Consider the following 13,659-nt stretch of genomic DNA (forward strand, 5'->3'; position numbering starts at 1 on the left):
ATAAAAAGCAAATATACTCAGAAGAAGAAAGACAATGCCAGCTATTGGAAACGTCCTCCCCAAAAGAGTCGTTAATCTTATATCATCCATCTAGTGAGAGTTATACCATTAACATAAGAAAAAGATTTTGATTAAAACGGTTAAAATACCTTTTTTGACCGGTATTATTGTTTGTTTATCATTCTTTAAGAAATCAAAGCGGAATGCTAGGTATTGATTTATAATTAAAGGGATATGAACAGCATAAGGCTATATATCAAGCTAGCTTCCAAAGTTCTGGCTTATATTATATTGCTAAAATAGCAGGGCCAAATTCCTCAAAGTGAATCATATCCTTCGGTATGCCCAGGGAAAGCAGGTACTGCACATGTTTTTTGATAAATACACCTGGGCCGCAGATATAAAACTCTGCATCAGGTGTAATCTCACTTTTTAGCTGACTAAGGTCAACATATCCTTCGTAATGTTTATCATTTGTTTCCCGCTCGAGACGGTCATAGAAAGTATGCACAGACATGCAGCCATGACTTGCGCTTAATTCAGTTACTCTATCTCTGAAAGCATGCACCTCGTAACTCCTGGAACCATGTATCCAGGTGATGGGTCTGTCATTGCCAGAAGCAATTAATGATTCAACCATGCTCATAAAAGGTATAATACCAACACCTCCGCTAATGAATACCACCGGGGTTTTAGCATGAATGTCAAACGTAAAATCACCAGATGGTGGGGCTACCTCAATGATATCTCCTTCTTTAATCTGGTTATGCAGCAGGTTGCTGATGTAGCCCGCCGGACGTTCATTCTTACCATATTCTTTCTTCACAGATATACGATAATACTCACCATTTGGAGCACAGGAAATGCTGTACTGGCGGGGTTGAAGTACCTTTAATTCCGGTAGATATAAGCGAACTGTAATATATTGTCCAGGTAAAAAATCAGCTACTTTACCACCATCCGATGGGTAAAGATAAAAGGAAGTGATCTCCTGTGATTCCTGCATTTTTCTTTTAATCTCAAACGGTCGCCAGCTGCTCCAACCCCCTTCTTTGTTTGCCGACTTGCTGTACAGATGAGCCTCTGTTCCAATCATAATTCCAGCTAGCTGGTCATAAGCCATCCCCCAGGCCTCGATCAAGGCAGGACTTGCGCCCTCACCCAGTACCTCACTTATTGAAGCCAGTAGATGTTTTCCCACAATAGCATATTGTTCCGGGCGTATATCCAGGCTGACATGCTTATTGGCTATCCTGTTTACGGCATGAGCTAAAACGCCGGGATTGTCGATATGTTCCGCATATGCAAGTACAGACATGGCAAGCGCTGTCGGCTGCGCTCCATTCTGTTGATTGGCGCTATTAAAAACATTTTTTAATTCCGGGTTTCCGCTTAGCATGCGGTTATAAAAATACGTGGTCAGTGCCACGCCATGTTCCCTTAAAATTGGAACGGTCCCTTTTACTAATTCCTTTTGTTCGTAAGTCATAAATCTTCATTAGAACATAAAGTTGGGCTAAAGGAAATCGCGGTAGCGATTGAATCGCCAGAACTATATCTGGCCAAGATCTTACAGGACTTGAGTCGTAAGGGGTTGATCAGTTCGACAAAGGGCCCAAACGGAGGGTTTTATATTGATGATGGCTCCCTAAATCGACCTTTAAGCGATATTGTGGAGGCAGTAGATGGCAATGGACTTTTTTACGGTTGCGCACTGGGATTGAAGCAATGTTCAGAGATCAATCCCTGTCCATTGCATGAGCAGTTTAAAGCTCTAAGAGCTCAACTTCATGATTTGCTCTCCAGCACAACGATCAACGGGTTTAATGAAGAGTTGATGAATGGATTGTTTTCCTTAAAAAGATAAATACAAAACTTATAGCTAACTTTAAGTGACATTTGCAAAGCTAAAGGAATTAACTAAAGCCTTTAAAATATATTTTCATAGACAACCAGAGGGCTTGAAACTTATTGCAGATCTCCGCAAGAGTCCAATACTTCTCATGTCGGAGGGACTTAATGATGATTCCCTTTAGCCCAAACCTTATAGTCTGTACAGCGAAAACAGTCATAAAGGTTTCTTCTCCCTCATCATCACTATAACAGTCTATGATTTCTTTTACCTCATACTCCAGTTCCGAAGGATAAGGTGTGTGGACACCCCAGGCAGTAGCCGCACGCTCAGCTTGACCGAAGTGCAGGGTATAGCCTTTTCTGTTAAGTGTAAACAGCACCTTTTTCAATGGTTTTTCCTTTGCTCTCATAGTATCATCATTTTCCTTTTATATAAGTCAGCGCCTTAATCAACAACTGAGCTTCTGCAACAGCCCAGGGAAGCATTTCTGCGGTAAAGGTCCTTTCTGAACAGCTTTTCCCTGCACTCCACTTAAAATATCGCATATTGAGAAGATAATGATTGGCCACAGATGTTATTACTCCTGCCACCGATTCCGGATCGGCATGTTCTGAAAAAGTCCCGGATTCGATTCCGAGTCTTAATATATCGGCGATATAAAGCTGATTCTTGTGTTTTATCCTGTAAAGATAAGCAAGCCCTTCTCCGTGTTCGCCTATTGTATAGAGTTGTATGAGAAGCTTATGAAAGGCTGGTTCATTGAACACTTTTTTTATCATAAGCTCGGATAATACCAACAGCGTCTCTAATGGAGAGCGGGTGCGTGCCTTGCTTTTAGCTATCAGTTCTTCAAACGTCTTTGCCCTGAGCCCGATGATACCCAGAAGCAGGTTTTGCTTGGAGCCAAAGTAATAATTTATCATACAGGAGTTTGTACCCGCGATGGCGGCCACCTCCCGTATTGTGGTATGGTAGTACCCTTTTTCCGCAAAGCATCTTTCTGCAGCCTTAAGCAGTCGAAGCTTTTTTAAGGGCAATGTATTTATATTGCCACAACCATTTACAGCTCCCCAGCAAACCGCCGAAATCGCACTCCCGGTTTTCAATGAACCCTTTATTTTTTCTGATGCCATGTTGCTACATTGAAAATTCCACCAAGGGCAATCAATAGTCCTCCGGTAAATTCAAGCCATGGGAAGGACCGGATGCCATTTATATTGATCGTCCAGGGATGGGAGTCCACGGGGTTGATTGTTTTTAGGTCGGTAAAAGTGAAAAATCCCACTACACAGGCTAATATTCCTAGTGCAGTCAATAGATAACTTGCTTTTTTCATAACTCTGTTGCTAATATTTCGTTTTTCTGTTTAACAGTTTTCTGCCTTTTGAGAGGGCCTTCTTGCGCTGCATGCTGTAGGAAAGATTCCTGCCACGGGTTTCACTCGAGTGCCGGAGGTTATAATAGCTTGACAAAATATCCCTACTGGACAATAAACCACAGAATCTATCATTATCGTTCTGATCATACACAGGTACCCCATCCTGCCCACTGGTGGTTATTAACCGAATTGCTTTTTGTAAACTATCGTTGAGCCTTAAACTGGTAGTATTATTATCTACCAAGCTGGAAACGCTCGCCTGCGTATCGAGACCCGATCTAAATATATCAGCTGTAATCAAGGTTCCCTTAAACTTTCCATCATCAGTTACCGCATAACTCAGCTCATGTCCAGCCAATGATTGGATCTTTGATCGAACCGCTCCCAACGTATCTTCCAGGCTAATAAGAAGAGATTGTTTTTTGAGCACATCCCTGACAGTCAGCGAAGCCAGCGGATCCGGTCCGTAAGCATCGGGTGTTAGCACTCCCCGCCTGGCAATCTTTTCAGTCATTATCGTGTTCTGCATCAAAAAAAATGAAACCAGGTATGCCCCGGTACAAGCGCCCAGGAGCGGTAGAAGGCCATTGATCTGATGGGTTGCTTCAAGGGAAAAAACTATACTGGTAAGATAGGCCCGAGAGGCGCCGGCAAACATTGCGGACATACCAACGAGTGCAGTCATTGGAACACTAATACCTGCTCCGGGAAAAAAGCTCAAAATAAGATATCCTATAATCGCACCCGTTGCCCCGCCAATAGTCATAAGCGGCGCGAGGGTACCCCCTGAAGTGCCGCTTCCCAGCGCGATAGCCCATGAGAGAAACTTGAATATACACAAACTGATCATAACTGCCAGAGAGAGTTTGCCTGAAAGTAGGTTTATAATGTTATCATACCCAACTCCAAGCGTATGCGGCGAGATGAACCCGATCAAACCTACCGCTATCCCCCCCAATGCCGGCCACCACATCCAGTGAATGGGAACCTTTTCAAAGGTGTCTTCAATAAGGTAGACAACTTTGGTGAGCCCAACCGCTAATAGACCGATGCATACACCTACCAGACTGTAAATGCCTAATGCCTGGTTTGAGGGAGCCGAAAGCTCGGACATTGGAAATACCGGTCCTGATTCAAATAACAAATGGTGCCCGGCTGCCCCGGTGATGCAGGCTAGCGCAACAGGTATAATGGCTTTTGGAGAAAACTCAAACAAGAGAAGTTCGATTGCCAGGAAAATGGCTGCAATGGGTGTTCCGAAAATAGCGGACATCCCGGCCGTTGCTCCAGCAGCAAGGATAATCTTGCGCTCGTTTGGTGTGATATGCATGAGCTGTCCCAGCGTAGAGCCTAACGCACCACCCGTGGCAATGATAGGGCCTTCAGCCCCGAACGGACCCCCCGTTCCGATCGCGATAGCCGAGGATACGGGTTTAAGGATGGCGATAGCAGGCTTGATCCGGCTTTGGTTCGTGAGCACCTGTTCCATCGCTTCGGGGATTCCATGCCCGCGGATCGCCTTTGAGCCATAAAGTGCCATCAATCCTACCAGGATTCCTCCTAATACTGGAACAAGAATTACCCATAGGCCAAGTTGGTTTTCAGAGGGACTGCGAAAGGCAAGGTCCATTGTCCCGAAGAAAGAGATATTGGTAACCAGGTTAATTAGCGATACCAGAACTTTGGCTACTGCGCTGATTACCAGCGCAACCGCTACGGAGAGTGTCGATATATAGAAAAGTCGTTTTTTGGCCAGGCCCGGCCCTGAGCCACTAAACCCGTTTTTTTTTAATGTATCTAAAAAGGGTGAAATAGGTATTCGGTTTTTTGATATTCTTTCCATTTGATTTCTTATAAAGCAAAGATACTGTATAAATTACAGAAATAGAAAATTAAATATTATTAAAACAATATTTTAATACTATTTCAATAATAATAAATAGCTTATAATATTGTTAAAACAATATTACTGATATTTTATCGGTTATGAATAAATTATTACCTTTACCCAAAGAAAATCAAAATCAATTTATGAGGGAAATACCAGAAGGATGTGGCGTTGATCACTGCTATCTATGCAGCAGATGTGTAAAAGACTGGCTACCAGCTATTGCCCAACAAAGAAAAACTTACCAGCTCAAAAAAGGACAATCGGTATTTCGTGAAGGAGAGGCGGTTGAAGGAATTTATTTTATTTATTCCGGAGTGATAAAGGTGCATAAACGTTGGGACCGGGAAAAGGAAATTATCACCAGATTTGCACTATTAGGTGATATCATCGGTCATTTAGGCCTGGGCAAAAATCCGGTTTATCCGGTTTCGGCAACAGCGCTTTCCACAGCTACTGTATGTTTTGTCGGGCTTGATTTCTTTAATTCCTCCCTGAGGATAAATCCAGGGCTAACCATTGATCTGATGCAGTTTTTTGCCAATGAACTCCAGGAATCCCAGAAGATGATGAGAAACATGGCGCATATGTCTGTAAGGGCGAGGATCGCAAATACCTTTCTGATGCTCAAAAAACAATTTGGGCTGGACAGAAAAGGATTTATTGATATAGATCTTTCACGGCAGGATATGGCATCCTATTCAGGCACGACCTATGAGACCCTTTTCAAGGTGATAAATGAGTTTTCTGCTTCAGGAAAGATTCAAACATTCGAAAAACGAATCTTCATTTCAGATGAGCCGTACCTTCAAAGTCTTGTAAAGCTTGATCCTTTAAAGAGTTAAATTTATCGCATCCACGATTGGCCTGGAGGAAAAAGTTCCGTTTTATATACCGCAGATAAAAAACCCATCATCAAAAAACAATTTGAGTGGAAATAATAGCTCATTTAACGATTATCCGCCCTGAGGAAATTACTTTAAGAAGGTATTTACAATATAAGCAAAATATCCATCTGCCTAACTGATAACAATCAAGAACGATAATTAGAATAAATAATACTATGCGTGGATACTATAGAATTTACGTATTTGGCAATAATTGGGATCACGAAACCATACGAAAACACAAATTCAGCTTGCCTATTGTAAACATTTTCTGGATATCCGATGAATATACTTAACCGCTTGAACTGCTAATTACACAATACGGCGATCAGCTTTTGACAACACCCACTTATCTGAACGGCAGATTTCGCATAGGGTTTCTGGCTGAGGGAATAGCTCCTTTGTGAAACCGCAGGAAATACATGAGTAAACCCCTTTTTTATCAATAATTTGGATGAACCCAGCTAATTGATCAGGAAGTATGGGCAATCCTGGAACAACTTCACTATCAGGCCTAAAGAAGATGCTGATTTTTCCATTTGCTTCTAGAATTGCACAGTTAACCTGCCCTAAATGGCTAACATTTAACACCCTGAACTCAGCAAAAAATTCGTCAGTACCCATCTCATCTCCATTCATTTCCTTCAAACACAGCAGGCCATTTCGTATTATATATACCGGGCCACCTTCCAGGATGATTTCAGCCTTATCGTTTCTTATGATAATGAATATTACAATCCTATACATAATGAATACAATTGCGAACACCGCAATTGCATGTAGTAACCCTACCTCCTGGTAAAACATTGCATCACCAGCCGCCGAGCCCAGCGTTATAATCATCACCACCTCGAATATCGAAAGTTGCTGCCCGCCCCGTTTTCCGGTGAACCTCAACACTGCAAGTGTAACGAGAAACATTATCGGTGTACGAAGTAAGATTTCTAAAAAAAAGATGTTTTTTGATCACTAAAGAAGATTCTGTGCCAGTCCATATCCTATGACATGTAAGTAAGTTAATTGGGTTATATATACCGTATCCTAATACTCTCACAAACTAAGGAATTCAATTTATCTTTTGCAAGGACCCGCCAGGATCTTATTGAAAAGAGCATTTCAACTCTTTTGCCCATATTTGAATGATAGAACCCAGCTTTAGAATAAATCATTGAAACTCAGGATATACTTATCAATATAAAATTGCTTGTCTTTTGATTTATACTGCTGAATGAATCGTGGGTGTTCCAATATTTTTAAGCGTTCGAATAGCTTAGCTTCCTTGTTTAATTTATGTATGAAACCTGCGTTCTTCTTTCCCAGTACAAAGACTTCTGAAACGTCCAGGCCCATATCGATATGTTTCCTTAATGTATCAATCATATATTCCTTAACCGTCTCGAACAAATTAGGATCGTCATAATAATTGGCATTTACCCAATTATGTTCCTTTGTTAATTTAACAATGGCTAATGGGAAAGGTGAATTAATGTAAAATTGACCATAAAACTCCTTCGCTCCCCCAAACTGAGCAATCATGTCATAGATAAAAACTGAAGATATTTCGTGTGTGTGGGCTGATTGCATTTTGATGCCGCATACACTATCAAGCCTTTTGGTATCTGTAAAGGGTATTCCGGTTATACCCGCTCCCTTACGACTCGGATTTATGCCAATAATAAACTTTCGTATATTGGTATCGTGGTAAAACTTATGATAAAATTCCCTCATGACCAACAGCGTTTCCGGATTATCAAAATAAGGATTCAGGACACGGAAGCCTTCGGGGAGTTTTGGTGTGTAATGTAATTGACAATTGAAATCTATCACCCTATCCCCAAAATTCTTGAGCATTCTTTTTTAATTTAAGTAAAAAATATTTTTTAGAAGAAATCATTAGATTAAGGTTTGATCACCATCGAATAAAGATAAAATGATTTTTAGTATCTTTTTCATTTTATTAGCATTCCTTCTGAATTGACACTATCTCGCAAACATGAATAAATAACATCTTCAAGTAAAAAATATTAATAAAAGACGTTTGCAACCTTAAAAATCGGATATTGGCAGCCTCTATGAAACTGAAAAAAAGTTCATCCGGGTACAGGTTGTTATTTTCGAGGATAAATATCTTTTGGAATAGAAGCATCCGGTATGCCTCTTTTTTTCCGACTGCAGTTTTACGATACTGCTTTCTTAAAACCAGTAAAGACTTTCTTGGCTCCGCCCCAAACTAATTATGTTTAGGGGCTGTAAAAGTGTCCAAGGTTTTATCTTACTGCTGATTTATGGGTTTTCTAAAGTTCAGGCCGACGGCCTGCAATGGGCGTAATTTTTATTATTTGCTCTTATCGGTTATTGTGTTTATATTTTTTTTGTTTCTTTTACCTGAGGTTTCCTTCATTGTCTTCTCCCTTACCCTTGCATTTTTTTATAAAGGATCATATATTTTAAGATTTTTCAGGATTTCATTTTTGAAAATCAAAAAATCTGCGTTCGTTTCAATCAACAAATTGGTTTCTTTTTCTCTCCCAAGGCCCCGCGGTGGATCGAAGATCAGAAAAATACCGTATTTAAAAGAGCTGTTGGAGAATCTACTGAATCTATTGCCAACAATCTGCGTTCTCCACTGCAAAAGGGCTATGAGTGCCTTCGCCTCGGAATCGAACAAGTAAATGTGGATACGAGCGACTTATGCTCATCTATCGGTGGATCCTCGGGGACAGGAAGGTATAATGTTAATCTGCTTAATATTGGGTTAGGTGATTTTGCCGAAAACACCGATCGCTATTCATTCATCCTTTCTGCAGTCGCAAAAAAACTTGGCTGTATGGTTCATACCCGGGAGCAGGGTCTAACATCCGGATTATTAAGGGGTGGTGGAGACCTGATCTGGCGGGTTAGGGAGAAGGATTACAGCAGGCATGGCAATATAGAGAATGCCCTTTCGGACAAAGTATTTCTAAAAACCTTGACCCGTAGCTACATCAAGTTGATTGAGATAGACATTCCTGTTGCAGATCTATTTAATCACCAAAGCATTTTTAACCTGGAAAAAATGACTTACTTTCTGGAAAAACTGAAATCGGTAGCCGTTGAAAAACCTATAGGAATTTCGCTTAAGTCGCCTGATAAAATTCATCTAGAGGCTATTTTTGAAAATCTTTGGTTAAGAGATATAAAAATTGATTTCATAACTATCGAGGAAAGATGTTGCGGCACGACAGAGAGTGGAATAAATGTTCTGACAGACATCGAGGAAAATTTTATGAAGTCAATAAACGATGCAAAGCAAACATTAAGATACTTTGAGCTTGACACGAAAATAATCGCCTCCGGGAAATTTGTTTCGGAATTCGAACTTTTGAGGGCCCTGAGTTTTGGTGCAGACAGTTGTATTACCCAGACGCCTTTTGAATGGCTGCTAAAAGGCAAGTTGAACTCACCCTTAGGTTCAAGTGCTGATGTGAAATATCTAATAGAAAATTTCCATACGCATACCCTTAAAGCCGCTGCCAAGCTAATGGGCGAATGTGGATTTGGGGGAGTGGATCTCATATCTGCCGAACGTTTTCTGAAGAAGGTCGGGAATACATCCGTCAAGAACCTTAAAAATTATTACCAAATTAAATAACGGATAAATCTTTGGACAGTCCATTTGGAGCAAAAATACTTCAAGAGATTGGTAAAGCTAAATAAACTTAAAAATATGGATATAATCGGGCTAAAATTATGTCTGCTATCGTTTCTCTTCATTCTAATGGCAATTGCGGGCATGAAAGTTAGCGCAAGAAGAAAGAAAAAGGAAATTCAGGAGGACATGCTCAACCAACTAACCTCGGCAGCCAAAAAATTAGGATCTATCCCTGAGCAGACAGAAGTATTCAATGGAATGTCGCTCGGGCTGGACCAGGCTAAGGGAATACTTTTTTACCATGGCAGTGAGGATAGAAAGGTAGAAATTATCAGGGTTAGCGATAGCGTTCCTGCAAAAGTCGATATCACTATGGATTCAGGCCATATTGATCTGATCCTTCTTAAGGTAATTTCCATGAACGGGCTCCCCTACATTATACCATTCTATGATTGGTTCCTGAATGAGAAACAAACCTTGGACGAGTGTGAAAAAAAGGCGTTAGACTGGGAGAAAAAGGTTAATCATATGATTCTTGATAATGCCTGCAGAAAGCTTCCGTCCTAAGGGATCTTTAATAGCGAGGAAAAAAAGTCCCTAACGAAATTTGGAATATGACATAAAAGATCAATTATAATGTAGTTTATCTCAACCTTAGCTTGAGATAAACAAAACGATACCGGATATTTGTCCGAGGAAAAAAAGGACGCTTAACCGGATTAACCTGGTTGCCACGAAGCTCCACTACCCGAACTGGATAAGCATAGCTTGTTCAGTGTAAATTTAAATCAGAGATGATTCTATTTTTTTTGATATTTGAGTCGCTATTGGCTTAACCTGGGCGGTAACCAGGTTCTGCGAAAACTTAAAGTATTTCAATCCTTGGTTAATCGTTAAATAATTGACCATATCATTTAAACCAGCCTGAATGAGCCGGATAACGATTTATCATAAATTAATAAATAAAAGTATAGTTTAGCATTATGTCCAATAGATTTAAAGTATGCCGATTTCTTTCGGGACCGGAAATCCAGATTCTTGAGATCATCTTCAGAATCCCTGGCGGCGAACAGACAGTACACCTGACGAGATGGATCCTTATGCGAAAAACTCAAGAAGAGCCCAAACTGCTAGACTTACGATTTCGGGATTCTTTGGCAGAAGTCGAAGAACTCTATTTCGAAGAAGGATATCTAAAATTAAATGGCTCAGGGGGAGCTTTTATCGAAAAGTTCAATTCTGCTCAACATCATTTGCAATTGGGTGAAATTAAGTGTATCAATCCGGAATTACTTCACAAAGTTGGGTATTTGCTTGAAGAAGAGGCCTGATATATTCTGGTCAACTGTTCAACCAACCCCAGCCAGTTTATAATGACAATAATAGAGGCTGGTTCAATTCCGAAAACAACTCCGCATTGAAACCGTATGAGGTGGTCTTTTACTGGTAATATTACAATATGGTCATCTACATTGGATAAGTATTTTATTTCGATAAGCACAACAGGTCTCATTGAATCACTCTGGACACCTCTTGTTAAAAATGGCCACCACATCACCGTTTATATCTTCGCCATATTTGAAACCATTTTTTATTAATGGGATAGCTTCTGTGAGTTGTGCGGTTATTAAAAAAGATGGCCACAATCAGCAAAATTACAACGCCGGAGAAAACAGGGCTAAGCACATACCAGTAGCCTAAGGAGGTTATTTTTTCAGAGCCAATGTTGGCGATGAGTGCTGTAGCGCCCCCCGGAGGATGCAGGGTCTTGGTTATCTGCATCAACACTATGGACAACGAAACCGATAAGGCAGAAGCAAGCCAGAGCTCGCCGGGAATGAGCTTGTGAATAGAGACACCTACAAGGGCGCAGACAAGATGTCCACCTATTAAATTCCTCGGCTGGGCCAGTGGACTGTTGATGATGCCGTAAATAAGGACAGAAGATGCCCCAAAAGATCCTATCAGAGACAGGTTATCCGTTGAGGATAGAATTCTGGAATGAAGTAGACCTATAATTGCAATACCAGAAAATGAGCCGAGAAAGGTCCAGAAATGCTCCTTTTTGTCTACTAGCGTTTCTTTGTAGAAGATATATCTGGCGCTTCGATAATGTTTGCGTAACCTTTTTTTCATGATTTACAATTTTGCCAAAAGTAATAATCTTCAGTAAAACTCTTCCGTTATTCCATTTTAAGTCTCACCTATTTGTTAAGCCCTACGTGCAAGGAACTTCTCCAAGTTTCCCGTCAACAACTGTGAACTTACACGCGAAAAAGTCCATATCCTACATGTTTTGAGCTTACATTAAAGGCTAATAATCTCGACCTGTTTTCAAGAAATTTAGGAAAAAGTAATAAGAATTAAATTAAAAAAGTCGGATCACGGAAGTTACACAGTTTCCGCAAATCCGACCTGACTATTATCTACCAATAACGGTAATTCTGACGCTTAATAAGATTTACCTCCATCTGATTTTATCAGCTTCAATAACAGAACTTTCAACGCCCTTTCTTTTTCCACTCAATTTATTTGAGTGATAGATAAGTATACCTATTGAAGAAAAAAGACTGGCTATAACGTACCATATTCCCTGATCAAAGAGTGCAAAAATCAGTAAGACAACATTCAAAAACAGCAGAATCCATATTATACGCCAATGAGGCACACTTACTTCGTTTCTCATGTAACATTGATTTAAATCTTCAGAATGTGATTAACCTATAATATCAGATACATTTTCTATCTGGAAGCTTTTCTCTCCATCTGTTGTCTGCCAGTATATGATAGAACCCTTGCAATGGCCCAGTAATGCAAGCCCGGGATCTGATAATATGGACAATGTCCCATGCTTGGTTTTTGCAACGTTTGGTGGTACAAAGTGATAAGTATACTCCTTACTGTTCTCCATATCAATTATGGTTACTGACTTGTATACATCTACAACACCGGCGGGTAGGTCTTTACGTAAGACTTGCCTGGCGGACTTTAATCCTGATTTTATTCTCTCTTCGTTTTCCGGAGAGAGCTTTTTTCGTGTTATCTGGGCTTTCAGGAGATCGAACATTCCCGTTGTCAGCACTATCTGGCTATTTGAATCTATAATCTGTGACATAAAGTTTTAATTTTTAAGTTCAATAATTTTTCAATAATCAGGGCCTCGGATGGCTTTTTCCGAGGCATAATCCTCAAAAACAATTATGATTTTTTGCTTGATAAGTTTCATATTTTAATTTACATGGGTGGCCGGACATCGATGATCTTAAATATTTTAATTCCTGCAGGAACCCTCCATCTGACGGTTTCCCCTTTCCGAAATCCAATAAGGGCTGCCGCAATCGGAGTTAATACAGAAATTTTCTTCTGCTTAATGTCCGCATGCTGAGGCAATACTATCGTAAGCTCCACCAGGCTATCGGTATTTTCCTCCTGAATCCAGACTTTCGAGTTAAGTCTGATGGCATGTGGTGGAAAAGCATCACTTTTCAGGATAACTGCCCTACTTAGTTCCGCCGATAACGACATCTCCGGGGAATTCGTTTTTTGTCTGGTGAAATAGGGCTTTAACAAATCAAAGTCCTCCTGGGTTATAACTACCGCATTGTTTTCATTTAAGTTCATATCCATATTGTTAAAGCATTTAGCTATTGTGAAAAAATTTTGTTCAAAAGGGATTGATTTCAACCTATAAAGGTTGAATATCAGCCTGGGCATACAAATCTATTCAGGCTAATTAAATTTAACTAACGATATAGATTATGATAAAATGGAACATTGGATCATATCCTGAAAGAAATGTCTCAGTAAAACAGGTGCTGAACCCCAGGCCGAAGGATTATAAAAGGCTTGGGGTTAGATTATCAAAATCTTTAAAGGAAGATATATAATAAATCTCGTCGTGAAAAATGTAAGGATACGGAGGAAAAATACAATGTCCACCAAATAATCCCTTCTCTGCATGGGAAGTAGCTATGTGGTTAATATTTTTGGAGTAAATTCTCACATATCAAATATATTCAA

At 40.2% G+C, this 13,659-nt stretch carries 16 protein-coding genes; 5 read left to right on the forward strand and 11 right to left on the reverse strand.

The window, feature by feature from the left end; translation table 11 throughout:
• Positions 1–286: 286 nt before the first annotated feature.
• Positions 287–1,489 carry an NO-inducible flavohemoprotein gene (gene hmpA / locus ACZZZC_RS16125; protein WP_463487677.1) on the reverse strand — a complete coding sequence of 401 codons (1,203 nt, stop codon included), beginning with the start codon at positions 1,487–1,489 and terminating at the stop codon, positions 287–289.
• Here hmpA and ACZZZC_RS16130 point away from each other — a divergent pair.
• A complete protein-coding gene (locus tag ACZZZC_RS16130; protein WP_463483085.1) occupies positions 1,475–1,867 on the forward strand; it encodes an RrF2 family transcriptional regulator in 393 nt (130 codons plus the stop codon). The genes hmpA and ACZZZC_RS16130 overlap by 15 nt on opposite strands.
• Before the next feature lie 49 nt (positions 1,868–1,916).
• On the opposite strand, the gene ACZZZC_RS16135 is transcribed toward ACZZZC_RS16130, so the two are convergent.
• The 4 genes from ACZZZC_RS16135 to ACZZZC_RS16150 are packed head-to-tail and all read right to left on the reverse strand — an operon-like array spanning position 1,917 to position 5,076.
• A complete protein-coding gene (locus tag ACZZZC_RS16135; RefSeq protein WP_463483086.1) occupies positions 1,917–2,264 on the reverse strand; it encodes a hypothetical protein in 348 nt (115 codons plus the stop codon).
• A gap of 7 nt (positions 2,265–2,271) precedes the next feature.
• Positions 2,272–2,988, reverse strand: coding sequence for a TetR/AcrR family transcriptional regulator (locus tag ACZZZC_RS16140; protein ID WP_463487678.1), 717 nt, complete (start codon positions 2,986–2,988; stop codon positions 2,272–2,274).
• A complete protein-coding gene (locus ACZZZC_RS16145; RefSeq protein ID WP_463483088.1) occupies positions 2,970–3,191 on the reverse strand; it encodes a hypothetical protein in 222 nt (73 codons plus the stop codon). The genes ACZZZC_RS16140 and ACZZZC_RS16145 overlap by 19 nt, the downstream gene beginning before the upstream one ends.
• 10 nt (positions 3,192–3,201) lie before the next feature.
• Positions 3,202–5,076 (reverse strand): chloride channel protein, encoded by a 1,875-nt coding sequence (locus tag ACZZZC_RS16150; RefSeq protein WP_463483089.1) that lies wholly within the window; start codon positions 5,074–5,076, stop codon positions 3,202–3,204.
• 143 nt (positions 5,077–5,219) lie between these two features.
• Here ACZZZC_RS16150 and ACZZZC_RS16155 point away from each other — a divergent pair, with 143 nt between their 5' ends.
• The gene (locus ACZZZC_RS16155) at positions 5,220–5,966 is read left to right on the forward strand and encodes a Crp/Fnr family transcriptional regulator (protein WP_463483090.1); all 747 of its coding nucleotides are present in this window, start codon (positions 5,220–5,222) and stop codon (positions 5,964–5,966) included.
• Between the two features lie 354 nt (positions 5,967–6,320).
• On the opposite strand, the gene ACZZZC_RS16160 is transcribed toward ACZZZC_RS16155, so the two are convergent.
• Positions 6,321–6,929, reverse strand: coding sequence for a DUF421 domain-containing protein (locus ACZZZC_RS16160; RefSeq protein ID WP_463487679.1), 609 nt, complete (start codon positions 6,927–6,929; stop codon positions 6,321–6,323).
• Between the two features lie 234 nt (positions 6,930–7,163).
• Positions 7,164–7,859 carry an SMUG2 DNA glycosylase family protein gene (locus ACZZZC_RS16165; protein WP_463483092.1) on the reverse strand — a complete coding sequence of 232 codons (696 nt, stop codon included), beginning with the start codon at positions 7,857–7,859 and terminating at the stop codon, positions 7,164–7,166.
• A gap of 823 nt (positions 7,860–8,682) precedes the next feature.
• Between ACZZZC_RS16165 and ACZZZC_RS16170 the strand changes: the two genes are divergently transcribed.
• From ACZZZC_RS16170 to ACZZZC_RS16180, 3 genes are all read left to right on the forward strand, one after another.
• On the forward strand, positions 8,683–9,639 hold the full coding sequence (locus ACZZZC_RS16170; protein ID WP_463487680.1) for a glutamate synthase-related protein: 957 nt from the start codon (positions 8,683–8,685) through the stop codon (positions 9,637–9,639).
• 75 nt (positions 9,640–9,714) lie between these two features.
• Positions 9,715–10,206, forward strand: coding sequence for a hypothetical protein (locus ACZZZC_RS16175; protein WP_463487681.1), 492 nt, complete (start codon positions 9,715–9,717; stop codon positions 10,204–10,206).
• Positions 10,207–10,622: 416 nt separating this feature from the next.
• A complete protein-coding gene (locus ACZZZC_RS16180; protein ID WP_463483095.1) occupies positions 10,623–10,970 on the forward strand; it encodes a hypothetical protein in 348 nt (115 codons plus the stop codon).
• Positions 10,971–11,193: 223 nt separating this feature from the next.
• Here ACZZZC_RS16180 and ACZZZC_RS16185 read toward each other — a convergent pair whose 3' ends face one another.
• The 4 genes from ACZZZC_RS16185 to ACZZZC_RS16200 all read right to left on the reverse strand — a co-directional run bounded on the left by ACZZZC_RS16185 (position 11,194) and on the right by ACZZZC_RS16200 (position 13,353).
• Positions 11,194–11,775 (reverse strand): HPP family protein, encoded by a 582-nt coding sequence (locus ACZZZC_RS16185; RefSeq protein WP_463487682.1) that lies wholly within the window; start codon positions 11,773–11,775, stop codon positions 11,194–11,196.
• Between the two features lie 325 nt (positions 11,776–12,100).
• Positions 12,101–12,325 (reverse strand): hypothetical protein, encoded by a 225-nt coding sequence (locus ACZZZC_RS16190; RefSeq protein WP_463483097.1) that lies wholly within the window; start codon positions 12,323–12,325, stop codon positions 12,101–12,103.
• Between the two features lie 30 nt (positions 12,326–12,355).
• Entirely contained in the window at positions 12,356–12,754 is a 399-nt protein-coding gene (locus ACZZZC_RS16195) for a GreA/GreB family elongation factor (RefSeq protein WP_463487683.1), read from the reverse strand.
• A gap of 119 nt (positions 12,755–12,873) precedes the next feature.
• Positions 12,874–13,353 (reverse strand): GreA/GreB family elongation factor, encoded by a 480-nt coding sequence (locus ACZZZC_RS16200; RefSeq protein ID WP_463483099.1) that lies wholly within the window; start codon positions 13,351–13,353, stop codon positions 12,874–12,876.
• Positions 13,354–13,659 lie beyond the last annotated feature (306 nt).

The organism is Pedobacter sp. AC212 (assembly GCF_979258625.1).

What these genes read in the sequence shown, in the direction of transcription:
- hmpA (WP_463487677.1), bottom strand. Translation starts at nt 1,489, where the DNA reads ATGACTTACGAACAAAAGGAATTAGTAAAAGGGACCGTTCCAATTTTA.
- ACZZZC_RS16135 (WP_463483086.1), bottom strand. Translation starts at nt 2,264, where the DNA reads ATGAGAGCAAAGGAAAAACCATTGAAAAAGGTGCTGTTTACACTTAAC.
- ACZZZC_RS16140 (WP_463487678.1), bottom strand. Translation starts at nt 2,988, where the DNA reads ATGGCATCAGAAAAAATAAAGGGTTCATTGAAAACCGGGAGTGCGATT.
- ACZZZC_RS16145 (WP_463483088.1), bottom strand. Translation starts at nt 3,191, where the DNA reads ATGAAAAAAGCAAGTTATCTATTGACTGCACTAGGAATATTAGCCTGT.
- ACZZZC_RS16150 (WP_463483089.1), bottom strand. Translation starts at nt 5,076, where the DNA reads ATGGAAAGAATATCAAAAAACCGAATACCTATTTCACCCTTTTTAGAT.
- ACZZZC_RS16155 (WP_463483090.1), top strand. Translation starts at nt 5,220, where the DNA reads ATGAATAAATTATTACCTTTACCCAAAGAAAATCAAAATCAATTTATG.
- ACZZZC_RS16160 (WP_463487679.1), bottom strand. Translation starts at nt 6,929, where the DNA reads ATGTTTCTCGTTACACTTGCAGTGTTGAGGTTCACCGGAAAACGGGGC.
- ACZZZC_RS16165 (WP_463483092.1), bottom strand. Translation starts at nt 7,859, where the DNA reads ATGCTCAAGAATTTTGGGGATAGGGTGATAGATTTCAATTGTCAATTA.
- ACZZZC_RS16175 (WP_463487681.1), top strand. Translation starts at nt 9,715, where the DNA reads ATGGATATAATCGGGCTAAAATTATGTCTGCTATCGTTTCTCTTCATT.
- ACZZZC_RS16180 (WP_463483095.1), top strand. Translation starts at nt 10,623, where the DNA reads ATGTCCAATAGATTTAAAGTATGCCGATTTCTTTCGGGACCGGAAATC.
- ACZZZC_RS16185 (WP_463487682.1), bottom strand. Translation starts at nt 11,775, where the DNA reads ATGAAAAAAAGGTTACGCAAACATTATCGAAGCGCCAGATATATCTTC.
- ACZZZC_RS16190 (WP_463483097.1), bottom strand. Translation starts at nt 12,325, where the DNA reads ATGAGAAACGAAGTAAGTGTGCCTCATTGGCGTATAATATGGATTCTG.
- ACZZZC_RS16195 (WP_463487683.1), bottom strand. Translation starts at nt 12,754, where the DNA reads ATGTCACAGATTATAGATTCAAATAGCCAGATAGTGCTGACAACGGGA.
- ACZZZC_RS16200 (WP_463483099.1), bottom strand. Translation starts at nt 13,353, where the DNA reads ATGCCCAGGCTGATATTCAACCTTTATAGGTTGAAATCAATCCCTTTT.